Genomic DNA, 23820 nt, shown 5'->3' with positions numbered 1-23820 from the left:
CGTTATCCTCTAAAACCTGGTGGAATTTGGCTGTCAGGCTGGGAAATCGCGTTAATGTCGCGTTTCGCCGTGCCGCCCTGATTGGCGCGATTTATCTGGAGGCTTCGCGCCAGTTTTTGCTGCCATTGCACATGGTGGAACACTTTCCCTTCGGCTTGCCAGTAGGCAATAAACGACGCCAGCTCTTCCGGCGCAACGGGGTGGGCAAGGGCGATGCCCCATAGCGCCGCAAGGCGTTGAAAATCCGCATCCGGCTGCCAGCCCGCATACATGGCAAATTTCCCCATAGGAACATTTACCGGTGCGGCGGCTGGCTCTTCATAGAACTGGTTATCCAGCGTGATATCACTGGCCGGGCGCGCCAGACGTGACTCCAGCGCCAGCAATTCTGCCAGACGTTCGGGGGTAATAGCGTAAAACGCAGGGCTGTTATTGGCAAAAACAGCGACCGCGCCCCCTTCCGTTCGCGCCAGAACGCTTTCGTGATCGCGCATAAAATCATCAATGCCGATAACTGTAGAAGTCAGAATTCTGGAAGACATAGCGCGTTCTCAAACAGGGCAATAACAGAAAGACGTTCTGCGAAGATTTTCGCAGACATAATGACACATAGTAACACAGTGGAGGCGTGGGGGAGCAGAGACGAAAAAGCCGGGTTGCCCCGGCTGTGTGTTTTCCCAATGGTGCTGGCTGCCGGATCTTTGGCTAATGCCCGTCCGGCTTAGTATTACGCGATGATGTTTAACGTAACATCGACGTTGCCACGAGTGGCGTTAGAATAAGGGCAGACAATATGGGCGGCATCGACCAGTTTCTTCGCCTCTGCGGCATCCATTCCTTCCAGGTGGATATTGAGTTTAACTTCAATCCCAAACCCGGTCGGTAGCGGACCGATACCCACTTCTGCTTCGATAAAGGCGTCTTTTGCAATTGCGATCTTGTCGCGACCAGAGACGAACTTCATCGCACCCAGGAAGCAGGCTGAATAACCTGCGGCAAACAGTTGCTCCGGGTTGGTGACTTCACCGCCTGCGCCACCCATCTCTTTCGGTAAACCCAGTTTGACGTCCAGTACGCCGTCAGAAGAGGTTGCGCGACCTTCACGGCCACCGGTGGCTTTGGCTTTGGCGGTATAAATCACTTTTTCTAAAGACATAACAGGTTCCTTTTCATAATTGTCGTTTACTATAAAATAGCACGCTATATATATGGTCGCATAAAACCGTCCACAGTCGGGCTTATGCTTGCTGAAACTGTTGGCGCAATACTTCGAGCTGCTGTTTTAGCTCCATCAGATGCTTATGGTCACAATCGAACGAGCACATGACCGCATTCGGTATCGCTTTTGCCTGTTGTTGCAATTCCCGACCTGTCTCGCTCAGGGTAATGACGACCTGGCGTTCATCCTGGCGGGAACGTTGGCGAATAATAAACCCGGCGCTTTCCAGCCGCTTCAACAGCGGGGTAAGTGTTGCCGAATCCAGAAATAAGCGTTCACCAATCTCCGACACCGTGACGTCATCTTGTTCCCACAACACCAGCATTACCAGATATTGCGGGTAGGTCAGATTCATCGGTGCCAGTAACTGCCGATACAGCTTATGCAGCGCCAGGTTTGTTGAGTACAACGCAAAACAAAACTGGTTATCTAACGCGAGCTGCGCATTCGCGGGTTCAGTTGATTTCGTTTTCATGTTTCTGAATATAGATAGTGCACGATTTAATTGCAAGTTATTTTTTTAGGGACAGATATAACGCAGCACGACTTGTACTGCCATCCGGCGATAATGCTGACGTTGTTGCTGTTGATCTTCATCCGCTTCGAAAAGCATGGAGAACGAATAACTATTGGCAACGTAATGAAAACTAAAGCTACTGATCAGGCGATGCAGGTCGCGCGCGCAGACGCTTTGGTTGAATAGCTGCTTTTGCTGACCACGACGCAAAATATCTTCCAGCAGCGTCAGGGCGCTGAGGTTGACATCCCGCAGCCAGGCCGATTGCTGAATGAAGCGGCCGCGTTGCATGTTCTCCATGCAGATGATGCGAATAAAATCGGGGTGGTCGGCGTGGTAATCGAAGCTACTTTCTACTAACTGTACCAGCGCCTCGACAGGCGGCAGGGTGGCGAGTTCGAGGGATTTTTCGTTGGCGCGAATAGCGGCATAAACATACTCGATAACCTGCAAGTACAGGTTTTCTTTGGTTTTATAGTGGTACACCACCATGCGCTTTGTCGTGCCGGCTTTTTCAGCGATTTGCTCCATGCGGGCGCCATTGAGCCCATATTCCGCAAACAGTGTAATCGCGCTGAGGAAAATTTTGTCCTTCACTCGGGTATCGTCAAAACTGTCCGGTGAATAAATGCCATGGTGTTCCACATCCTCTCCTCGTCAGTCACAATCGGTTCGGGGGATTATCACCATGGCAAAGAAATAACTCAAATTTCACACGCGCGGACGTTTGCGGTAGATCCACAGGCCAGGGATAGACAGGCCGATTGAGAGCGCGCCGACAATCGACGACGCTTTGAGAAAATTGGTCAGTAAAAGAATCATCAGGTCTTCGTTATAACCGAGGTGACTGATCTTTACGGCGGAGATCATTGCGGTATAGGCTGATATCCCCGGAAACATGGGGATTACTGCGGCAACCGTAAAGACTTTTGGATGCGCGAGATACCAGCGTGACCAGTGAATCCCAATACTGCCGACCAACATCGAGGCGATAAATGTCGACCACTCGATGTTAAAGCCCCAGGAGACCATGGCGAAGCGTGTACCGTGACCAATTGCGCCGAGCAGAGCGCACCAGGGCAGGGCGCGATGCGGAACGTTAAACACCATTGCAAAGCCTACGGCCGGAATAGCGGCCAGCAACATGTCTTGTATCAGATTAAGCAAAAACCAGATTACATCCATCCGCGCAGCCCCCACATGGTCATAGCCAAAACGACACCAATACAGGTAGCGAGTGTTAACAGACTGGCGATAGCCCAGCGTGCGAGGCCAGTATTGATATGGCCTTTAAACATATCTGCGACGGAATTAATCAACGGGAAGCCGGGGACCAGCAATAAGACACTTGCTGCCATAGCGACCGTAGGCGTATGCAGGAAAACCGGTAGCGTGAGCATAAGCCCGGAAATGGTGGTCGCCACGAATGCGGTGATGCAGAAATTGATTTGCGGGTGCATATGACGGTTCGCCAGCACCAGTCGGACGTACATCGCCATACTACTGGCGCAGAACGTAATAAACGCGCCATCCCAGCCGCCATTGTTAAGCCGACAAAAACAGGCGCAGGACAGGCCAACCATTACCGTGACCAGCCAGCGAGGGTAACGAAGGGGTTTTACCTGAGAAAAACGCTTTTCGACATCTTTGGCGTCCAGTAATTTATGCTCTGTCATGATGACAATATGCTGAACCTCAGTCACCACATGCATATTGATGCCGCGATCGCTGTTTTTTCGGGTCGACGTCAGGCACTGGCCATCTTTAATGGTGGTCAGCACAATGGCGTTTGATGAGATGGAGCTTTCGACGCTATCCATGCCCAGCGCCAGTCCGAGGCGCGTGGATAATTCATCTACCAGTGCGCTTTCCGCACCGTGTTGCAATAAAAAAAGGCCGCATTGGATACACAAACGTGTAATGGCGCGTTGTGATGACTGGTCTTCTTGCATGATAGCCCTGGTAATGTTGCACAAGGTCCACAAGGCGTGGCACGAAAAGGTAATTTTTAGCACAGGAGGCCCTGTGTATGGCGTGGTGATAGATCAAGATTCGCGCAATAAATCACAAAATGGTGCTGTTTTACTGCTCTCTGGCAGGATTGTGCGCCGTTTTCAGAAAGGGGAAGGGAAACCTACGCCACGTGAGAGATGAAAAGAGAGATTCATTTTTCTGGTGTATTTATTTTCAATAAATATATATTTTGTGATTAATTAATTTATGTTTCTCTTTTTATCTTCTGAATAGTACGTTTCAGGTACCATTATTGGCTCGTTAGATATATTGACACCCCATTAAGCTGTTTTTATAATCACTAATTGTTACAACCGAATATTGACAAACGTTCTCGTCATATTTTCATTTTATATTTATTAATGGGTGGTATCCGCTGACACGGTGGTTGGCGTTATTAGTAAATATTCACATCACTTATTTTATAAGGCTCGCGAATGGATGCGGAGGTTACATGTTATCGAGAAGCTGTAAATATGGGATAGTTGTCAGTAAAATTCCCGTAATGACTGTTGGATTGGGGGACATTCTGGAACGTCATTTCCCCGAATATGAATTAACTTTTTGCCGCTCTTTAGAAGAGATAACACTATTACAGTTACGCCGCGCCTCTCTGGTCATCGCAGATCTTTCTGATGAACAGCGTCAGATGCGCAATGCCTGTGAACAATATTATTCCCTTCTTTCTCAATACACTGATATCCATTGGATATTCTTTGTTTCACGTACGATTTATCCCATGGCCGTTGAATTGCTGATGCGACCTTGTAGCACCTTACTTTCAGACAGAGAACCAGTAGACGGTGTTATTAATGCTATTCGTGCTGGTGATGAAAGTGCAGAAAGAATTAGCCAGACTTTATTATCAGCAGATTTCTTTGACGCAGATGAGGCCGTAAATAAGCTGGAGTCATTAACGCTTTCTGAGCGAAAGGTATTCCGTCTGCTGGGTAAAGGATGGGGTATTAATCAAATTGCGATGCTACTTAAAAAAAGCAATAAAACGATTAGCGCGCAAAAAAACAGCGCCATGCGTCGACTGTCATTACGAAGTAATGCGGAAATGTATGCATGGATTAATAGTGCGCAGGGGGCTAAAGAGCTGAATCTTGTGTCGGCGTATGGAGAGCAATCAGAATGGAAATCAGTGCCGGGAAAAAGCATGTTGCCGTCATCGAGAGATGCATGATGAGTGAGGCTGGCCTGCGCCATCTGTTCGCATCGCCAGTCATGAAATCATATCACTTTCATTTTTTTAACAGTCACAAAGCATTTGTTGAAGCGCAGAAAAAGACGCCTTTCTTTTCAGTCATTTATTCGCTATCGAGTATGCGAGAGCTCCGACGGGAATGTCTGCTTTGCTTGCATGCGCTGTCACTGACAAACCCAGGCATCCAGCGGATCGTACTGGCGGATGATGACCGCGAAGCGCGCCTTGTCAGCCGTCTTTCTCCGTCACGATTGCATGGCGTTTTAAGTAAATCAGCTTCGTTACCCATTTTACTTGGGCACATTTGTACCCTGTTGGGGGAGACCCGCCGTGTCAATGAGAACGTGGTCAATCACTGGTATGTCAGCCAGAACCGCACGTTGAGTCCGACTGAGCGCGCCATTTTGCAATGTATGACGCGTGGTTTGTCGATGCCGGAGATAGCCGTACATCTGGAGCGCAACATTAAGACCATCCGGGCGCATAAATTTAACGCCATGGCTAAGTTAGGGGTGAATTCCGATGTGGGGCTGCTGAATGCGGCAGATATTTTAACCTGGGTTCCTGCCGCAGCAGCATTGAAAGGGGCTCAATCCTTGGCATAACCCGCTTACTCAGTGCCAGGTTCGCCTGGCACTGCCTTGATTACTCACAAACATCAATCCATTTTGCGTCTGTTAATTGCGCCATGCGCTCCGGGGAAATACGCACTGCGCTATGGATGGCGCCCGCTGCCGGGAGTACTTCCTCGTAGTGTTTCAATGAAACATCACAATAAACAGCCAACGGGTTTTCCAGCCCGAACGGACAGACACCGCCAACCGGATGGCCGGTAAGGGTGACCACTTCATCACTACTAAGCATTCTCGCTTTCGCACCGAAGGTGGACTTCAGCTTTTTGTTGTCCAGGCGGGCATCGCCTTTTGCGACAACTAACACCACGTCGTTTTTGATTTTGAGAGATAACGTTTTGGCTATCTGACCGGGTTCAACATTATGGGCGGCAGCAGCCAGTGCGACGGTTGCGGTACTTTGGTTGAGCTCGATGATGTCAATATCGGGGGCGTGTTCGGCAAAAAATTGCCTGACAGACTGCAAACTCATTTTCTTCTCCTGAACATAACCTTCAATAATCTGTCACAACCCTGTGATCCCTGTAAATATCTTGTCAAAACAATCCCGTTACCACGCGTTTCACGATCACCTTCACAATCGTGGAAACCGGTTTCAGTAACCGGTTGCAGTGTTTTTCATCGGGGTTAATACTGATTTTGTCACTTCCTCTGTCCCGATAATCAATAAGAGCCGTCTATGAAACGTATCCTGCTTCGCTGTAATGCTGGTTCGTTAGCCAGCATGATCTTAAACCCTACAAATGGATTGCTGCACGGCAGAACATTCGCTGTTGCGCTGAATTATATAGACTGACAGGAGAGCCGCTATGTCTGCCAACCATGCAGTGTTTAACGTGATTTTTCGCTTCATCGAAAACTACGTCAGCCCTATAGCCGGACGGATTTCTTCCCAGCGTCATGTCATGGCCATCCGTGATGGTTTCATTTCGGCCATGCCGTTTATGATAGTCGGTTCTTTCCTGCTGGTCTTCGCCTATCCACCGTTTTCGCCTGACACGACGTGGGGCTTCGCCCGTGCGTGGCTCGATCTGGCTAAGCAGTATGAAGGGCGTATCCTGACGCCGTTCGACATGACGATGGGCATTATGTCTATCTACATCTGTGCGGCCATCGCCTATAACCTGGGCAAGCATTATGTGAAGTCGCATCAGCTCGATCCCTTTATGTGCGCCATGCTGTCGCTGATGGCCTTTTTACTGGTTGCGGCACCCAAAACCAATGGCACATTACCGGTAGATAGCCTGGGGGGAACCGGGATTTTTACCGCCATTCTGGTCGCCGTGTACTGTGTGGAGATGATGCGTTTCCTTAAGGCGCACAATATCGGCATCCGCTTGCCGGATCAGGTGCCGCCGATGATCAAAAACTCATTTGACCTGTTGATTCCGGTGCTGGTGGTTGTGTTGACGCTCTATCCGCTGAGCCTCCTCATTCAGTCACATTTCAATGTATTGATTCCGCAAGCCATTATGGCGCTCTTTAAGCCACTGGTGTCGGCTGCGGATTCCCTGCCTGCGATTTTACTGGCGGTGCTGATCGGACATTTACTGTGGTTTGCCGGGATTCATGGGGCGGCGATTGTGTCTGGCATGCTGCAAATGTTCTGGCTGACTAACCTGGGGCTGAACCAGACGGCACTTGCGCAGGGGGCGCCGTTACCGCACATCTTTATGGAGGCCTTCTGGACATTCTTTATCGTTATTGGGGGTTCCGGTGCAACCATGGGGCTGGTGTTCTGCTATCTGCGCAGCCGCTCGGTGCATCTACGCTCCATTGGCCGTTTGAGTATCGTCCCCAGTATGTTCAATATTAACGAGCCGGTTATTTTCGGTACGCCGATTGTCATGAACCCGGTGTTCTTTATTCCTTTCCTTCTGGCGCCATTAGTTAACGCCATTATTGCCTGGGCGGCGATGAAAATGGATCTGATTGGACGCGTGATTTCTGTTGTTCCATGGACCGCTCCTGCACCTATTGGCGGGGCGTGGGCGCTGGGCTGGGATTTCCGTGCCGCCGTGCTTGTCGTGATCCTCGCGGTTATCTCCGCCATCATTTACTACCCGTTCTTTAAAGTGTACGAGAAACAGTTACTGGAACAGGAAGCGGAAGAGGCGCAACGCGCAGAAGAAGGCCAGCAAGTGGCCTAAATAAAAGCAAAAAGGCAACGAAAGTTGCCTTTTTGAGTATTTACGTCCTTTCTCTGTGGCAGAGGGCGGGGTGAGAGCATCAAGCCGCACAACTTCACAAGCGTGAGGGTATCTGGTCACATGACGCTATTTTTTTAGTGTGCAGTCTCCGCATTGCTGGACATCCGGCAAGCGATATCGCTGGCAGCAAGTACGTCTGACCAGCGCACCATCACGGGTGACGACAGTCCGCCATAGAGGGTTGTCGTTACCGCTCGAAAGCTTCTTTTCGAAGAAGCAGAACTGGCGCAGCGCGGTGACCCGTTCATCGCCCAGCAAAGGCTTCATTTCCCCCAGACACCAGTTAATCAGATAACCCGTATTGCTCCAGATAAGCTTACCGTTGATCTCGCCAGTCGCTTCCAGTGCCGCTACGACGGGGGCCATCGCCCGAACGATTAATGCCTCAATACGCGGGATGTCACCCTGCGCCGTCAGAGCCTCATCCCGCTCTACATCCATCCAGAAGCAGGCGGCACGGCCAGTTTCATGAAACTCGACATGCAGATGCTCCGGGGAAAGGTCCAGCGCAATGTTTTGCGTTAATAAGGCTACCAGCAGCGGCGGCACCATCAGGCCGAGGTACCACTGCGCCCATAATGACAGAAGCGGTTTGCCTTCATACGGCAGTGTCGGCTGCTTTTGGTAGATATGGTTTGTGTAAGTTGTCCGCAGTGAGTGCAGATGATCTGGTCGCGCCCATTCCGCCAGCGTTAGCGCCTGTTGTGGCGGAAGTTCGTTCAGCTTGATGAAATCGAGAAGATGAGGGCGCAGGCGAGCAAGGACATCGCGCACCTCATTCGCCAGGGTGTCGCTCTCAGTAAAAAGCCTCGCCTGACGGATCACAAATTCATTAACGGGTGCGTAACGATAAGCCATAGTGTCAGAAAGATAGAAATCTAAATGATAATGATTTCCAATCCTATCCAGAGGCCAGGCCTATAGCAAGATGTTTATCGTAAAGTCAGCCTGGACAGGCCGAATTATGCGACCTGGACCTGTAAGTCGCTGCTGACGAGAATACTGTTCCGTCCCTGGTGTTTGGCTTCGTACAGTGCTTTGTCTGCTTTATCGAGTGCGCCCTCAATGTCGCCATCTTCCAGCGGGGCAATGCCAATGCTCACAGTGACGTTGGTCGCGACACTCTCATTAAACATATGGGGGATTTTCAGGTCGTAAACATGCTGACGAATCCGTTCCGCTGCAACACGAGCACGTTCCAGATCAACGCTGTTTAATAAGATCAGGAACTCTTCGCCACCAAAGCGGGCGACAATATCTCGGGATCGGACGGCATTACGAATGGCGGCAGAAACGCGAATTAACGCCTGATCACCCATCATATGACCGTAGTGATCGTTGTAGGCTTTGAAGTGGTCGATATCAAGCAGTAGCACAAAACGCGTACCGTCATCGAGCGCCAGCAGATTATCGAGCTTGTTTTGCAGACCACGTCGGTTGTAGAGCCCCGTAAGCGGATCCAGCATACTTAAATCGTTCAACGTTTTGCGCTCCTGCATCAGGCGATACATCAAAGCCTGTGAGAAGTTGTCGTTACGCTTTTGAATCACATGCTGAATAGCAATCCCGATCATGGGCAGCGCAAAAGCGTAGACAATCCGCAATGTTATTTCACCGCTGCTTAACAAGACGCACCCCATGAAAGCAGGTAAAGAGTGCAACATAAATGCAATGATATTATTAGAGAAAGCGAGCGAGCCAATAAATAAAACACTTAATAGGGCGATAAGTAGATAGGTTGAACCATTATCTCCTAATGCTGCGGATTTAATAATGATATCCCACGCCCACATACAGCCAAATAAAAACGAGATCAGCGTAATGTTTATTTTCTTTTTTGGAAATTTCCAGTGACCGACCAAGCCAGCAAGGCTTGAGCCCAGGATCAGGCATACGGGCAATGTGAACGCATGCAGGTTATAAAGTGGCAGTGCGATAGAAAAAAGAGCCGAGATGGTATTAAGTAGCAAGAAGAGTCGCACGGATAAGCGATATTTCTTGTTACAAAGGGATTGCCAGGAGTGTGGTGTCATATTTAAAAAAGTCGTTATTAATCTGCAATGTATAATTGAACTGGTTGCCAAACTGAAAAATAACGCGAAGAAAGATTACCGCGAAAAAAGCAATTTTTTAGATTTAATTAAGTGGTGCTTAATTTATCACCTTCGTGAATCCCTGTCACCAGAAGATGCGTAAAGTTCATACCGATTCGCTAAGGTATGCTGACAAATGAGAAAACCTATCATATGATATTGGTTATCATTATCGTTGTGAGAGTCTAAAGTATGTTGCAACGCGCACTGGGTAGTGGATGGGCTATCTTGTTGTCAGGGGTTATCGTCGCGGTGATGGCCTTTGCGGATCTTTCCGTGGGTGCCTGGCGCTCGGTGATTGTCATTGGCTTGTTGCTAACGTCCGTGATGCTTTATCACAAAAGATTACGTCATTTTGTTTTACTGCCGTCAGGGATTGCGCTTGTCGGGGGGATAATGCTGGTGATGCTGAATTTGAAGCTGATGATGTAACAGGGAGGTCATAAGATATTTGGTGCGAGGGGGGGGACTCGAACCCCCACATCCTAAGGACACTAACACCTGAAGCTAGCGCGTCTACCAATTCCGCCACCTTCGCACATCTATCTTACTGTTTTGATATCGCCTCGTTGGTGCGAGGGGGGGGACTCGAACCCCCACATCCAAAGGACACTAACACCTGAAGCTAGCGCGTCTACCAATTCCGCCACCTTCGCCCGGTGAGAGCAATATCAACGTGGATTATGGTGCGAGGGGGGGGACTCGAACCCCCACATCCAAAGGACACTAACACCTGAAGCTAGCGCGTCTACCAATTCCGCCACCTTCGCATACCATCGATACCCAATAAGTATCGTTACCACGGAGGCGCATTCTAGATGTTTTCCAGGTTTCGTCAATAGTTAATTGCGTGTCGATTTTATAACTGCTTTAAAAACCAACACCTGGAATTTGCTGCGGAATTACCCGGTAACGAAATGCTACCGGGCAGGAAAAGATCAGCGTTTTGCCTGACGAGTCATCACGGTACGGTAGACTTTAAAACGCCCTGTTTGCGCGATCACTTCGTGGAAACCAAAGGTTTCGTCCAGCACCGCCGGGTAGGGCAGGAAGGCGTTAGCGACGATACGCAGCTCGCCGCCACTGTTCAGATGACGCACCGCGCCGCGAATCAGCGTTTGCGCGGCTTCCAGGCTGGTTTGCAGGCCATCGTGGAAAGGCGGATTTGAGATGATCATATCGAAACGGCCCGTCACCTCAGAGAAGACATTGCTGGCAAAAACGTCACCTTCAAAGCCATTCGCCGCGAGGGTTGCTCGGCTGGCTTCAATAGCCGGCGCCGAGACATCGCACAGGGTCAGACGTACTTTCGGCGAGTGGCTGGCCAGTACGGCTGCCAGTACGCCCGCGCCACAGCCCACATCCAGTACCTTGCCCTTAGTATGCGGTGTCAGCGTAGAGAGCAACAACTGGCTACCCACATCCAGACCGTCGCGGCTAAAGACGCCCGGCAGCGTTTTAATAGACAACCCGTCCAGGTGATATTCATCCCAGAATGCCTGAGCATCAAACGTTGGTTGTTTTTCCAGACGTCCATGATAAAGCCCGCAGCGACGCGCACTGTCGACTTTGTTCAGCGGCGCAAACTCCGCCAGCATTTGTTCCGCACTGCGAACGCCGCTGCGGTTTTCGCCAACAACAAAAATATCCGTGCCAACCGGCAGCAGCGACAGCAGATTCATTAACTGAAACTGTGCTTCCGGCTTATTCTTCGGCCAGTAGTAAATCAGTGTATCGCTCTCGCCAGTGGCAGCCTTGTCAAGCGTAAGCCCGAAAACGGCCTTGTCACCCATCTGACGGCTGAGTGTCTGCCACTGATGGTACTGTTGAGTCCAGGCGCGGCTTTCAACCGACTCCAGCCTTGCAGGCAGGTCATCCTGTAAATCACCGGCAAAAAGAATGCGGCTCTGTTCGAAATCGTCACTGTGGCGCAGCAAGACTTCACTTGCCGGAGTTAAAGCAGACATGAATGGTTCCTCATTAAACTTAGGCGGGGATTATACACGTTATCCTTCACGCTGCCTCTTTGTTGGCAGCGTCTTCATACACCGGTCACTTACTTATGTAAGCTCCCGGGGATACTCATCCTTGCCGCCTCGACGCATCATGAATGATTGTGTGTATGACAACGTTATCCTTCACGCTGCCTCTTTGTTGGCAGCGTCTTCATACACCGGTCACTTACTTATGTAAGCTCCCGGGGATACTCATCCTTGCCGCCTCGACGCATCATGAATGATTGTGTGTATGACAACGTTATCCTTCACGCTGCCTCTTTGTTGGCAGCGTCTTCGTACCCCGGTCACTTACTTGTGTAAGCTCCCGGGGATACTCATCCTTGCCGCCTCGACGCATCATGAATGATTTTGTGTATGACAACGTTATCCTTCGCGCTGCCTCTTTGTTGGCAGCGTCTACACCCTATTAATACCTTTAATACAGACAGAGAGAGCAGAGACCAGATGGCGAAAATTCGTCGGGTTTGTTATATTTGCGCGCCTGACAGACAGGAGTGTTTCGCTATGACTTCCCGACGCGACTGGCAATTACAGCAACTGGGCATCACCCAGTGGTCCCTGCGCCGTCCAACGGCGCTGCAAGGGGAAATCGCAATTTCTCTACCCGCGCACATCCGGTTAGTGATGGTAGCTCCTGATCTTCCTGCATTGACTGAGCCGCTTGTTGGCGATGTGCTGCGTGCGCTTGCCGTCAGTCCGGATCAGGTTTTACAGCTCACCCCGGACAGGGTAGAGATGTTACCGCCGGACAGTACTTGCAACAGTTGGCGGCTGGGCATTGACGCGCCCCTCTCGCTCAAGGGGGTGCAGGTAACGACGCCTGGCCTCGATGAACTACGGGGCAACCCTGCGGCACGCGCCGCGCTATGGCGACAAATTTGCAATTATGAACACGATTTCTTCCCTCACGACGACTGATTTAGCCCGCGCATACGAGATCGAAACCCGGGCGCACGCGTTTCCCTGGAGTGAGAAGACCTTCGCCAGTAACCAGGGCGAGCGCTACCTTAATTACCGTTTACTGGTGGGTGATGTGATGGCGGCTTTCGCCATTACTCAGGTAGTGCTGGATGAAGCCACCCTCTTTAATATTGCCGTCGATCCCGCCTGGCAACGTAAGGGGCTGGGTCGCCAGTTGCTCGAGCATCTGATCGGCGAACTGGAAAAACGTGGCGTGTTGACGCTGTGGCTGGAAGTGCGGGCCTCCAATACCGCTGCCATCGCGTTATATGAAAGCCTGGGGTTTAATGAGGCGACAATTCGCCGCAACTATTACCCCACAGCGCAAGGACGTGAAGACGCCATCATCATGGCGCTGCCAATTTAATAAATGAAAGGTGATGTAATGAAATGGGACTGGATCTTTTTTGACGCCGACGAAACGCTGTTTACCTTTGATTCGTTTGGTGGCCTGCAGCGAATGTTTCTGGATTACAGCGTGACATTTACTGCCGAGGATTTTAAAGATTATCAGGCCATTAACAAACCGTTGTGGGTGGAATATCAGAACGGTGCCATCACCGCACTACAATTACAGCATCAGCGCTTTCAGGGATGGGCGGAGCGTCTGCGCGTTGCGCCAGGCGACCTGAACAACGCGTTTCTCAATGCGATGGCAGAGATTTGCGCACCTTTGCCGGGGGCGGTTTCGCTCCTGTCGGCGTTAAAAGGGAAAGTGAAGCTTGGCATTATCACCAACGGTTTTACCGCATTGCAGCAGACGCGTCTGGAACGTACCGGTTTTCGCGACTACTTTGATTTGTTGGTGATTTCTGAGCAGGTCGGTGTGGCGAAACCCGATCCGCGCATTTTCGACTACGCGCTGGAACAGGCACAAAACCCGGACCGCTCGCGGGTGTTGATGGTTGGCGATACCGCTGAATCGGATATCCTGGGCGGCATTAATGCGGGGCTTTCCACCTGCTGGCTGAACGCTAACGGTCGCGCGTTGCCCGAGGGGATCAACCCGACCTGGACCGTGACATCGTTAACCGAACTGGAGCAACTCCTGTGTAAACATTAATTGTCTGCACTCAGCCGTTGAGTACAATAGCCGCATTTTTCGAATTTCATAGCGTGGCCGAGGCCGCGCATTTTCACAGAAGAATTTTACTATGACGTTGTCTCCTTATTTACAAGAGGTGTCGAAGCGACGCACGTTCGCCATCATCTCGCACCCCGATGCCGGTAAAACCACGATCACTGAAAAAGTGTTGTTGTTCGGACAGGCTATCCAGACTGCCGGTACGGTTAAAGGTCGCGGCTCTAACCAGCATGCAAAATCTGACTGGATGGAGATGGAAAAGCAGCGTGGTATTTCTATTACCACCTCTGTGATGCAGTTCCCTTACCATCACTGTCTGGTCAATCTGCTCGATACCCCCGGGCACGAAGACTTCTCCGAAGATACCTATCGTACGCTGACGGCGGTTGACTGCTGTCTGATGGTTATTGATGCCGCAAAAGGCGTTGAGGACAGGACCCGCAAGCTGATGGAAGTTACCCGTCTGCGCGATACGCCTATCATCACCTTTATGAACAAACTCGACCGTGACATCCGTGACCCGATGGAGCTGCTGGATGAAGTGGAAAACGAGCTGAAAATCGGCTGTGCGCCGATTACCTGGCCGATTGGCTGCGGTAAGTTGTTCAAAGGCGTTTACCACCTCTATAAAGATGAAACCTATCTCTACCAGACCGGTAAAGGCCATACGATCCAGGAAGTCCGCATCGTTAAAGGGCTGAATAACCCGGATCTTGACGCCGCTGTCGGTGAAGATCTGGCGCAGCAACTGCGCGATGAACTGGAACTGGTTCAGGGCGCCTCTAACGAGTTTGATAAAGACCTGTTCCTGGCAGGTGAAATCACGCCGGTCTTCTTTGGTACCGCGCTGGGTAACTTTGGCGTTGACCATATGCTGGATGGCCTGGTGGAATGGGCCCCTGCGCCGATGCCGCGCGCGACCGACACGCGTGAAGTGGAAGCGGCGGAAGAGAAATTCTCCGGCTTCGTCTTTAAAATTCAGGCCAACATGGACCCGAAACACCGCGACCGCGTGGCCTTCCTGCGCGTGGTATCGGGTAAATATGAAAAGGGCATGAAGCTTCGCCAGGTACGACTTGGCAAAGATGTGGTGATCTCTGATGCGTTAACCTTTATGGCAGGCGATCGCTCGCACGTTGAAGAGGCTTATCCGGGCGATATCATTGGTCTGCACAACCACGGCACCATCCAGATTGGCGACACCTTCACGCAGGGTGAAATGATGAAGTTCACCGGTATTCCGAACTTCGCGCCGGAACTGTTCCGCCGTATTCGTCTGAAAGATCCGTTGAAGCAGAAACAACTGCTCAAAGGGTTGGTTCAGTTGTCAGAAGAAGGTGCGGTTCAGGTCTTCCGTCCCATCGCTAACAACGATCTGATCGTCGGTGCAGTCGGCGTGCTGCAGTTCGACGTTGTCGTTTCGCGTCTTAAGAGCGAATACAACGTGGAAGCGGTCTATGAGTCCGTTAACGTCGCTACCGCCCGTTGGGTGGAGTGCAGCGATGTGAAGAAATTTGAAGAGTTCAAACGCAAAAACGAAGTACAACTGGCGCTCGATGGCGGCGATAACCTGACATACATTGCCCCAACGATGGTTAACCTGAATCTGGCGCGTGAGCGTTACCCTGACGTTCAGTTCCACCAGACCCGCGAACACTAATCTCCTCTACGGAGCGAGGCAGACGCCGTGCTCCGTCACTTTACCTGTCTTTTTAGCCCCTTGCGGAAAGTTCTTAAATAGCCGCATTTCCCTCTTCTCTGGTCACTTTTTAACCGCTTTCGCAAGCGTTTCTGCGATTGTGTTCTATATTTAACAAAGTAATGACATTTTGACTGGATATAAATCCTATTCAATGCGTGTTTAGCGGTTTTTTGTTCAGAAAAATATGCATTACATAATATTAATTACTGACTTAAGTCTAATGAGTTAGCGTTAATAACCTAACTTATTGATTTGTCAGACTGGTGATTCACCACAGCAGGAAAAGCGGCCTTCATTGCTGCTTACCGCCCAAATTGTGGGCAAACCAACAGGATATAGATCGATGACGATGACAAGACTGAAGATTTCGAAAACTCTGCTGGCTGTCGTGCTGGGTTCTACCCTGGCAAGTGGTTCCGTAATGGCGGAAAACACGACGACCAATAAGGCGCAAAACGCGGCCGACAACGCAGGGCAAAAAATCGATAGCTCTATGAATAAAGTCGGTAATTTCATGGATGACAGCGCGATTACGGCGAAAGTCAAAGCAGCGCTGGTCGATCACGAAGATATCAAGAGTACCGATATCTCCGTAAAAACTGAGAAAAAAGTGGTGACGTTAAGTGGCTTCGTTGAAAGCCAGGCACAGGCAGAACAGGCGGTAACCGTCGCGAAAGGGGTGGAAGGCGTTGCGTCAGTAAGCGACAAACTCCATGTTCGTGATGGTAAAAACACCTCTGCGAAAGGCTATGCCGGCGACACCGCGACTACCAGTGAAATCAAAGCAAAATTGCTGGCCGACGACATCGTTCCTTCCCGTAAGGTGAAAGTTGAAACGACTGATGGCGTGGTACAGCTATCCGGTACCGTAGATTCACAGGCGCAAATTGAGCGGGCCGAAAGTATCGCTAAAGCGGTAGATGGCGTCAAAAGTGTGAAAAACGATCTGAAAGCTAAGTAACGATTCCTGAAATGTGCAATCCCGGCGCTTTGCCGGGAGTCAGTAGAACGCACCTGGAAAATATCGCCAGTGAGCATCCTGAGCGCTCACATTAGCGGTCGACATTAACTATGGTTAAGGAGAGTCTTATGTTTCGTTGGGGCATTATATTTCTGGTTATCGCGTTAATTGCCGCCGCTCTGGGCTTTGGTGGTCTGGCAGGTACGGCAGCGGGTGCCGCGAAAATTGTCTTTATCGTCGGTATCATTCTGTTCCTCGTCAGCCTGTTTATGGGCCGCAGACGCCCGTAGCGCGAGCTACCCTCTTAAACGAATCATCAAGCCAGTCCTCGTGACTGGCTTTCATTGTTTCTACAAGGGGAAAATTGCGTTACTTTGTTAAAACCTAACATCGAAAGGAAAGCAGGGTGGGGCAATATATTCCGGTAACGCTTGGCAACATTGCGCCATTGGCGTTAACGCCATTTCGCCCAGGCCGACTCGCTCTGGTATGTGAGGGTGGCGGTCAGCGGGGCATTTTTACGGCCGGCGTACTGGATGAATTCATGCGCGCTGACTTTAACCCCTTTGACCTTTTTCTTGGCACCTCCGCTGGGGCGCAAAACCTGTCGGCATACCTGTGTAATCAGCCCGGTTATGCGCGTAAGGTCATTATGCGCTACACAACCACTCGCGATTTCTTTGATCCCGTGCGTTTCGTGCGTGGCGGCAACCTGATCGATCTGGACTGGCTTATTTCTTCTACCTCAAGTCAGATGCCGCTGGCGATGGACTACGCCGCGCGTGCCTTCGATACAGGCAAAGCCTTCTATATGTGCGCCTGCCGTCAGGATGACTACACGCCGGAATACTTCTCCCCCGACAGTCGTTCCTGGCTCGATATCATTCGGGCATCCAGCGCTATTCCCGGGTTCTATCGTCCGGGCGTTACCCTTAACGGCGTCAATTACCTTGATGGCGGCGTCAGCGACGCTATACCTGTTCAGGAAGCGGCGAAACGCGGGGCGAAGACCATTGTGGTTATCCGCACCGTGCCCTCGCAAATGTATTACACCCCTCAATGGTTTAAGCGAATGGAACGCTGGCTGGGGGAAAGCAGCTTACAGCCTTTCGTTAATCTCGTTCAGCATCACGAGAAGACCTATTCGGCGACGCAGAAATTTATCGAAGCACCGCCCGGTAAGTTGCGTATTTTTGAAATCTACCCGCCGAAGCTTCTGCACAGCATGGCGCTGGGAAGTCGTTTACCTGCGTTGCGGGATGATTACAAACTGGGAAGACTCTGCGGGCGTTATTTCCTGGCGACGGTGGGTAAGCTGTTGGCAGAAAAGCCGCCATTACTTCGCCATGCGCCGCGCGTGGCCACGACATCTGCCACCATCGTGGTGCCGCCAGCCGCCGTCGCCAACGATGCGGTCGATACGCCGCTTGTCAGCGCGGTTCAGGCCAACGATTTGCCTTTTAATAACGAGGATACTGCGTGACGTTCCGCTTTATCGATACTCACTGTCACTTCGATTTTCCCCCCTTCCAGGATGATGAATCGAACAGTATTACCCGCGCCAGCGCCGTTGGGGTCGAACGGATTATCGTCCCGGCGATTGGCTCACAGTACTTTGCCCGCGTTATCAAACTTGCCGGGGATTATCCGGCGCTCTATGCCGCGCTGGGGCTGCATCCGATCATTATTGAAGAGCATACGGCGAGCTGCCTGGAGCGCCTTGAGCAACTGCTCGCAACCCGTCCGCAGAAGGTGGTGGCGATTGGCGAAATTGGTCTGGATCTGTATCGTGATGATCCGCAGTTTGAACGTCAGCAGGCGGTGCTGGATGCGCAGCTTAAGCTGGCAAAGCGCTTTGATCTGCCGGTGATCCTGCATTCGCGCCGTACGCACGACAAGCTGGCGATGCACCTTAAACGCCATGACCTGCCGCGAACGGGGGTGGTACATGGCTTTGCCGGTAGCCTGCAGCAGGCGGAACGTTTTATCAGCCTGGGATATAAAATTGGCGTTGGCGGTACCATTACTTACCCGCGCGCCAGCAAGACCCGCGAAGTGATGGCGCATTTGCCGCTAAACGCTCTGTTGCTGGAAACCGATGCCCCGGATATGCCATTAAACGGTTTTCAGGGCCAGCCTAATCGCCCGGAACAGGCGGCTCGGGTCTTTGACACCCTCTGTGAATTACGCCCGGAAGCGCCAGACGTGATTGCTCAGGCGCTGTTCGACAATACCCACGCCACGTTTTCGTTAAGCTGATTTACAGGTACAACGCCGGAAGGATCACGGTGTTCACGCCTCGGGCAGTCAGCGCCTGCGCCAGCGGTTCCACATCCCCGGCGGTGGCGCTACGCCACTGTTTTGCTTCGCCATACACGCCATGGGTTTGAAAGGCGTTAATACGCACCGGCACATCGCCTAACTCGCCGATAAATTCGCACAACTCATCAATGTGTTGCAGGTAATCACACTGGTCGGGGATGACCAATAAACGTAACTCCGCCAGCCGCTGATGCGCCGCCAGAAGACGGATGCTGGCCTTTATCTGCGCATTATCGCGCCCGGTCAGAAATCGATGATGGTCGCTACCCCAGGCTTTGAGATCGATCATCGCCCCGTCACAGACAGGCAGAAGTCTGTGCCAACCCGTTTCGCTAAGCAGACCGTTGCTGTCGACCAGACAGGACAAGTGTTGAAGCGACGGCGTCGCTTTGAGCGCACTGAACAGCGCAACCAGAAACGGTAACTGTGTTGTTGCCTCGCCGCCGCTGACGGTGATCCCTTCGATAAACATTGCCGCTTTGCGGACGTGGGCCAGCACCTCTTCTACACTGAGCGTTTGCGCCATAGGTGTGGACTGCTGTGGACAGAGATGTAAACAGGTATCGCACTGCTGGCAGGTGCTGGCATCCCAGTTAACCCGTCCATCAACCAGTGTTAATGCGTTATGCGGGCAGGCGGAAACACATTGTGCACAATGGTTGCAGCGTCCGATCGTCCACGGATTGTGGCAATTTTTACAGTTCAAATTACAGCCCTGTAAGAACAGCGCCAGACGACTGCCTGGCCCATCGACGCAGGAGAACGGGATAATCTTACTGACTAAACATTTCATCCTTCGTGCTGTCTCCTTGTTAGCTGTCCCTTCGAAGCCTGAGCGCATCCTGTATTGGTACGCTCAGGCTTCTCCATCATGGTGCCTTGATTCAATCTGAATCACGTTGCGTGTTGAAGCGCATCTGCTGTTCATGGCTGACCACGCGCGGTTGTCTTTCAAGGATGTGGGTATTTCGGGCGGCTTCCTCTCCAAGCCAGGTCGTGTTGGTGCGTGACCCCTCGGCACGGAATTTTCCCAGGTCCGACAGGCGCACCATATAACCTGTTACGCGTACCAGATCGTTGCCGCTGACATTGGCGGTGAACTCACGCATACCGGCTTTAAAGGCGCCGAGGCAGAGTTGCACGACGGCCTGCGGATTGCGTTTGACGGTCTCATCGAGGGTCAGAATGTCGCTGATACCCGCCGTGTACCAGACATGATGTGGGGCAACCGTCAGCAGGTGGGTAATGGGATCCGGCTCATCGCCGTAGGGTAAACGCGCCCCCGGCGTGGTGTCCGTATCAGAACTGATTCCCGATTGCGCGTGCAACATCGCTCTGTTATTCCAGCCATGTTTTACCGGCGTGTTAGCGACAAATGTCGCCAGTTGTTCGCTGATTCTGTAACCCAGCGCGTTGGCTTCTTCATTTTTTCCGTAGCGGACGCTGAGCCCTGCACGTTCGCAGAGGGTATTCACCGCTTCGGCCAGCCCGTACATACCAAACATGGGCGCAAAACGTTGCGGGTCTATCAGCCCTTCGGCCACCAGGAAGCTATTCTCGAAAAAGCCGGATTGCGAATAGAGGAAGTCGCAGCGTGCATCAATGATCGCGATTTGCTGCTGACAGTAGTGGGGAAGCTGGCGTGTGAAGAAATCCTCAATACTGCTGCTGCGTTCGGCGATGGCTTTCAGGTTAAGCCGCACCAGCGTACTGCCACCGCCGCTGAGCGGCAGCGAGTTGTAACAACTGACGACGCCATAGCCACCTTTTGTGAAAATTTTATCATTTTTGGGGCCGTTAGCGATATGGGGCTTACTGCACTCACAAATGTTTTTTGCCACTTCAAGCAGTAAGTCATCCGGCGTCATATCCGGGTCATAAATAAAGGTCAGATTAGGCGCAACCTGCTTAAGCTCTGCGTCAGCGCGTAAAATGGCACGGGTAACTGGCGTATCGGCAGGGCCAATATTGGCGTGCATAAACGCATCCGGCAGGGTTCTGTCCAGATAACGCCAGAAACGTTTTATTCGAATATCGATCTCTTCTTGTGTTAGAATTCTAACATACGGTTGCAGTATCGCATCCAGTTGGCCCAGCCAGACGGGCATAGATGTGACTGACGGAACATGGTGATAAAGGATGGTGAGCATCGATAACGCGTCGTCGAGATCGGTTGCCCCTTCGAGTTCCAGCCATTGCGAGCCATTCGCGAGAAATTTCGCATAGTCTGGCAAGACATAGCGTGGTTTGTAGGGCGCATGCCCTTCGAACATATCGCAAATGGCGCCCTCATCAAGCGCAGCGCGCGCTTCTTTTGCCAGTGGGGGATAAGGCAGACTGTTCTCGGCCTCAAGCGCAAGAAAATGGCGTTTTTGTGCGGGAGTCAGGGTGCTGCTTGTCGCAATCTGCTGGCAACGAGCCAGGTATGCTGAATCATTTGGCGTGGACATATTCGTTCCTCTTATTCCTTGAGCATCTGGCCCAGTGTAAGTAACCGGACGGAGCCCGCCTTTGATCCACACCCCTAAATATCCGGGTATGGGGCTATGTTAAGGCTAAAAGTTTGATGAATGTCTCATTACGGTTTTGCAAATATGAATGTGGTTTTCATTAACTGTGATGAGTGTCGAAGTGTGATGGTGGGTTAATGTTAGAATAATAACAGACCCGTATTTAACCGGCTTATGCCGACGGAGAGAGAAATGACTGATTTAACTGCAAGCAGCCTGCGCGCGTTGAAACTGATGGACCTGACTACCCTGAACGACGACGACACGAACGAAAAAGTGATCGCGCTGTGCCATCAGGCGAAAACCCCGGTTGGCAACACGGCCGCTATCTGTATCTATCCGCGTTTTATCCCGATTGCGCGCAAAACGCTGAAAGAGCAGGGCACGCCAGATATCCGCATCGCAACGGTCACTAACTTCCCGCACGGTAACGACGATATTGAGATCGCGCTGGCGGAAACGCGCGCGGCGATTGCTTACGGCGCTGATGAAGTCGATGTGGTATTCCCGTACCGTGCGCTGATTGCAGGCAATGAACAAGTGGGCTTTGATCTGGTTAAGGCCTGTAAAGATGCCTGTGCAGTGGCCAATGTTCTGCTGAAAGTGATTATCGAAACCGGCGAATTGAAAGAAGAGGCGCTGATTCGTAAAGCGTCTGAAATTTCTATCAAAGCGGGGGCTGATTTCATTAAAACCTCTACCGGTAAAGTGCCAGTAAATGCCACACCGGAAAGTGCGCGCATCATGCTGGAAGTTATTCGCGATATGGGTGTGGCGAAAACCGTTGGTTTCAAACCGGCTGGCGGCGTGCGTTCAGCAGAAGATGCGCAGAAATTCCTCGCGATTGCCGACGAACTGTTTGGTGCTGACTGGGCAGATTCTCGCCACTATCGCTTTGGTGCTTCCAGCCTGCTGGCAAGCCTGCTCAAAGCACTGGGCCATGGCGACGGTAAGAGCGCAAGCGGCTACTAATTCTACTTTGCGGCGGCGCGTCCGCCGCAACCAACCTTGATTTTCAGGGGGTTACCTTGTTTCTCGCTCAAGAAATAATTCGTAAAAAACGCGATGGCTACGTGCTCAGCGATGAAGAGATTCGTTTCTTTATTAATGGGATCCGTGACAACACCGTGTCCGAAGGGCAAATTGCCGCGCTGGCAATGACCATTTTCTTCCACGACATGGCAATTGAGGAGCGCGTTTCGCTGACCATGGCGATGCGAGACTCAGGGACTGTCCTCGACTGGAAACACCTTAATCTCAACGGACCTGTCGTCGACAAGCACTCCACGGGCGGCGTGGGCGATGTCACTTCGCTCATGCTTGGGCCGATGGTTGCGGCCTGTGGCGGCTATATCCCAATGATTTCCGGGCGCGGGCTTGGTCATACCGGCGGTACGCTCGACAAACTGGAAGCCATTCCAGGGTTTGATATTTTCCCCGATGACAAACGCTTTCGCGACATCATTAAAGATGTGGGCGTCGCGATTATCGGACAAACGAATTCTTTAGCCCCTGCTGACAAACGCTTTTATGCCACGCGTGATATTACCGCGACGGTCGATTCTATTCCGCTGATCACCGCCTCGATCCTTGCCAAGAAACTGGCGGAAGGACTGGACGCGCTGGTCATGGACGTCAAAGTGGGCAGCGGGGCCTTTATGCCGACGGCAGAACTTTCTGCGGAACTGGCGCAGGCGATTGTTGGGGTGGCGAATGGCGCGGGTGTGCGTACGACCGCACTGCTCACTGATATGAACCAGGTACTTGCCTCCAGCGCCGGTAACGCTGTTGAAGTGCGCGAAGCCGTCCGCTTCCTGACTGGCGATTACCGCAATCCGCGTCTCTTTGATGTGACAATGGCGCTCTGCGTAGAAATGCTGGTCTCCGGAAAACTGGCGAAAGATGACGCCGAAGCGCGCAGACAATTGCAGGCGGTGCTGGATAACGGCAAAGCGGCAGAAATCTTCGGGCGTATGGTGGCGGCACAAAAAGGCCCGACCGATTTCGTCGAAAACTATGACAAATACCTGGCAACCGCGACGCTCAGCAAGGCCGTGTATGCCGATACCGAAGGGTTTATCGCGCAGATGGACACCCGCGCGCTGGGTATGGCAGTGGTCTCCATGGGCGGTGGTCGTCGTCAGGCGTCCGATACCATCGATTACAGCGTCGGCTTTACCGATATGGCGCGTCTGGGTGATGCGATAGACGGACAGCGTCCGTTAGCGGTGATCCATGCAAAAGATGAAGCAAGCTGGCAGGAAGCGGCAAATGCGGTCAAAGCCGCGATTGTGATTGCCGATAAAGCGCCAAAAGAGACGCCAACAGTCTGGCGACGCATTACCGATTAACGATATACTGATCTGATC

At 51.7% G+C, this 23820-nt stretch carries 26 protein-coding genes and 3 tRNA genes; 14 read left to right on the top strand and 15 right to left on the bottom strand.

Annotation, left to right across the window (positions count from 1 at the left end):
- Positions 1-2 precede the first annotated feature (2 nt).
- The 6 genes from dnaT to ABU190_RS15460 all read right to left on the bottom strand — a co-directional run bounded on the left by dnaT (position 3) and on the right by ABU190_RS15460 (position 3688).
- A complete protein-coding gene (gene dnaT, locus ABU190_RS15485) occupies positions 3-542 on the bottom strand; it encodes a primosomal protein DnaT (RefSeq protein WP_354691759.1) in 540 nt (179 codons plus the stop codon).
- 185 nt (positions 543-727) lie between these two features.
- Positions 728-1156 carry an organic hydroperoxide resistance protein gene (locus tag ABU190_RS15480; RefSeq protein WP_039078233.1) on the bottom strand — a complete coding sequence of 143 codons (429 nt, stop codon included), beginning with the start codon at positions 1154-1156 and terminating at the stop codon, positions 728-730.
- A gap of 82 nt (positions 1157-1238) precedes the next feature.
- Positions 1239-1694 carry a MarR family transcriptional regulator gene (locus ABU190_RS15475; RefSeq protein WP_354691758.1) on the bottom strand — a complete coding sequence of 152 codons (456 nt, stop codon included), beginning with the start codon at positions 1692-1694 and terminating at the stop codon, positions 1239-1241.
- Between the two features lie 45 nt (positions 1695-1739).
- The gene (locus ABU190_RS15470) at positions 1740-2381 is read right to left on the bottom strand and encodes a TetR family transcriptional regulator (RefSeq protein ID WP_071193580.1); all 642 of its coding nucleotides are present in this window, start codon (positions 2379-2381) and stop codon (positions 1740-1742) included.
- Positions 2382-2447: 66 nt separating this feature from the next.
- Complete coding sequence (locus ABU190_RS15465; protein WP_039078235.1) at positions 2448-2921, bottom strand: threonine/serine exporter; 474 nt, start codon at positions 2919-2921, stop codon at positions 2448-2450.
- Positions 2912-3688 (bottom strand): threonine/serine exporter ThrE family protein, encoded by a 777-nt coding sequence (locus ABU190_RS15460; RefSeq protein WP_271848730.1) that lies wholly within the window; start codon positions 3686-3688, stop codon positions 2912-2914. The genes ABU190_RS15465 and ABU190_RS15460 overlap by 10 nt, the downstream gene beginning before the upstream one ends.
- 515 nt (positions 3689-4203) lie before the next feature.
- On the opposite strand from ABU190_RS15460, the gene ABU190_RS15455 reads away from it, so the two are divergent.
- Complete coding sequence (locus tag ABU190_RS15455; protein WP_354691757.1) at positions 4204-4938, top strand: LuxR C-terminal-related transcriptional regulator; 735 nt, start codon at positions 4204-4206, stop codon at positions 4936-4938.
- Complete coding sequence (gene bglJ, locus ABU190_RS15450) at positions 4938-5564, top strand: DNA-binding transcriptional activator BglJ (protein ID WP_296414362.1); 627 nt, start codon at positions 4938-4940, stop codon at positions 5562-5564. The genes ABU190_RS15455 and bglJ overlap by 1 nt, the downstream gene beginning before the upstream one ends.
- A gap of 40 nt (positions 5565-5604) precedes the next feature.
- Here bglJ and ABU190_RS15445 read toward each other — a convergent pair whose 3' ends face one another.
- Complete coding sequence (locus ABU190_RS15445) at positions 5605-6063, bottom strand: YbaK/EbsC family protein (RefSeq protein ID WP_039078240.1); 459 nt, start codon at positions 6061-6063, stop codon at positions 5605-5607.
- 337 nt (positions 6064-6400) lie between these two features.
- Here ABU190_RS15445 and ABU190_RS15440 point away from each other — a divergent pair, with 337 nt between their 5' ends.
- A complete protein-coding gene (locus tag ABU190_RS15440; protein ID WP_071193582.1) occupies positions 6401-7741 on the top strand; it encodes a PTS sugar transporter subunit IIC in 1341 nt (446 codons plus the stop codon).
- A gap of 126 nt (positions 7742-7867) precedes the next feature.
- Here ABU190_RS15440 and fhuF read toward each other — a convergent pair whose 3' ends face one another.
- Together fhuF and ABU190_RS15430 are read right to left on the bottom strand one after the other, a co-directional pair.
- Positions 7868-8659 carry a siderophore-iron reductase FhuF gene (fhuF, locus tag ABU190_RS15435; RefSeq protein ID WP_354691756.1) on the bottom strand — a complete coding sequence of 264 codons (792 nt, stop codon included), beginning with the start codon at positions 8657-8659 and terminating at the stop codon, positions 7868-7870.
- Between the two features lie 104 nt (positions 8660-8763).
- Positions 8764-9834, bottom strand: coding sequence for a GGDEF domain-containing protein (locus ABU190_RS15430; protein WP_354691775.1), 1071 nt, complete (start codon positions 9832-9834; stop codon positions 8764-8766).
- 252 nt (positions 9835-10086) lie between these two features.
- On the opposite strand from ABU190_RS15430, the gene ABU190_RS15425 reads away from it, so the two are divergent.
- Complete coding sequence (locus ABU190_RS15425) at positions 10087-10326, top strand: DUF1435 domain-containing protein (RefSeq protein WP_110295092.1); 240 nt, start codon at positions 10087-10089, stop codon at positions 10324-10326.
- Between the two features lie 20 nt (positions 10327-10346).
- Here the strand turns inward: ABU190_RS15425 and ABU190_RS15420 are convergent.
- The 4 genes from ABU190_RS15420 to rsmC form a co-directional block, all read right to left on the bottom strand.
- Positions 10347-10432, bottom strand: a tRNA-Leu gene (locus ABU190_RS15420).
- Between the two features lie 32 nt (positions 10433-10464).
- Positions 10465-10550 (bottom strand) — tRNA-Leu (locus ABU190_RS15415).
- Between the two features lie 28 nt (positions 10551-10578).
- Positions 10579-10664, bottom strand: a tRNA-Leu gene (locus ABU190_RS15410).
- A gap of 168 nt (positions 10665-10832) precedes the next feature.
- On the bottom strand, positions 10833-11861 hold the full coding sequence (gene rsmC / locus ABU190_RS15405) for a 16S rRNA (guanine(1207)-N(2))-methyltransferase RsmC (RefSeq protein WP_079497306.1): 1029 nt from the start codon (positions 11859-11861) through the stop codon (positions 10833-10835).
- 555 nt (positions 11862-12416) lie between these two features.
- Between rsmC and ABU190_RS15400 the strand changes: the two genes are divergently transcribed.
- The 8 genes from ABU190_RS15400 (at position 12417) to ABU190_RS15365 (ending at position 18878) form a co-directional block, all read left to right on the top strand.
- Positions 12417-12830 (top strand): DNA polymerase III subunit psi, encoded by a 414-nt coding sequence (locus tag ABU190_RS15400; protein ID WP_354691755.1) that lies wholly within the window; start codon positions 12417-12419, stop codon positions 12828-12830.
- Positions 12799-13239 carry a ribosomal protein S18-alanine N-acetyltransferase gene (gene rimI, locus ABU190_RS15395; RefSeq protein WP_039078466.1) on the top strand — a complete coding sequence of 147 codons (441 nt, stop codon included), beginning with the start codon at positions 12799-12801 and terminating at the stop codon, positions 13237-13239. Before ABU190_RS15400 ends, rimI begins: the two co-directional genes overlap by 32 nt.
- Positions 13240-13257: 18 nt before the next feature.
- Positions 13258-13935, top strand: coding sequence for a pyrimidine 5'-nucleotidase (yjjG, locus tag ABU190_RS15390; protein WP_071193585.1), 678 nt, complete (start codon positions 13258-13260; stop codon positions 13933-13935).
- A gap of 91 nt (positions 13936-14026) precedes the next feature.
- Positions 14027-15616 carry a peptide chain release factor 3 gene (gene prfC, locus ABU190_RS15385; protein WP_039078247.1) on the top strand — a complete coding sequence of 530 codons (1590 nt, stop codon included), beginning with the start codon at positions 14027-14029 and terminating at the stop codon, positions 15614-15616.
- A gap of 385 nt (positions 15617-16001) precedes the next feature.
- Complete coding sequence (osmY, locus tag ABU190_RS15380; RefSeq protein WP_039078248.1) at positions 16002-16619, top strand: molecular chaperone OsmY; 618 nt, start codon at positions 16002-16004, stop codon at positions 16617-16619.
- A gap of 128 nt (positions 16620-16747) precedes the next feature.
- Positions 16748-16909, top strand: coding sequence for a DUF1328 family protein (locus tag ABU190_RS15375; RefSeq protein ID WP_007373037.1), 162 nt, complete (start codon positions 16748-16750; stop codon positions 16907-16909).
- Between the two features lie 116 nt (positions 16910-17025).
- Entirely contained in the window at positions 17026-18102 is a 1077-nt protein-coding gene (locus ABU190_RS15370; protein WP_354691754.1) for a patatin family protein, read from the top strand.
- Positions 18099-18878, top strand: a complete 780-nt coding sequence (locus ABU190_RS15365) for a TatD family hydrolase (protein WP_354691753.1) — start codon at positions 18099-18101, stop codon at positions 18876-18878. The genes ABU190_RS15370 and ABU190_RS15365 overlap by 4 nt, the downstream gene beginning before the upstream one ends.
- A 1-nt stretch (position 18879) precedes the next feature.
- On the opposite strand, the gene ABU190_RS15360 is transcribed toward ABU190_RS15365, so the two are convergent.
- Entirely contained in the window at positions 18880-19734 is an 855-nt protein-coding gene (locus ABU190_RS15360; protein WP_354691752.1) for a YjjW family glycine radical enzyme activase, read from the bottom strand.
- Positions 19735-19825: 91 nt separating this feature from the next.
- Positions 19826-21391 carry a YjjI family glycine radical enzyme gene (locus ABU190_RS15355; RefSeq protein ID WP_354691751.1) on the bottom strand — a complete coding sequence of 522 codons (1566 nt, stop codon included), beginning with the start codon at positions 21389-21391 and terminating at the stop codon, positions 19826-19828.
- A 252-nt stretch (positions 21392-21643) separates the two neighbouring features.
- Between ABU190_RS15355 and deoC the strand changes: the two genes are divergently transcribed.
- A complete protein-coding gene (gene deoC, locus ABU190_RS15350; RefSeq protein ID WP_354691750.1) occupies positions 21644-22423 on the top strand; it encodes a deoxyribose-phosphate aldolase in 780 nt (259 codons plus the stop codon).
- Between the two features lie 56 nt (positions 22424-22479).
- Positions 22480-23802 carry a thymidine phosphorylase gene (deoA, locus tag ABU190_RS15345; protein ID WP_039078254.1) on the top strand — a complete coding sequence of 441 codons (1323 nt, stop codon included), beginning with the start codon at positions 22480-22482 and terminating at the stop codon, positions 23800-23802.
- Positions 23803-23820: the final 18 nt, after the last annotated feature.

The sequence above is a fragment of the Phytobacter sp. RSE-02 genome, from assembly GCF_040578655.1.
Lineage (GTDB): Bacteria > Pseudomonadota > Gammaproteobacteria > Enterobacterales > Enterobacteriaceae > Phytobacter > Phytobacter diazotrophicus.
This window is presented reverse-complemented; position numbering and strand designations above follow the sequence as displayed.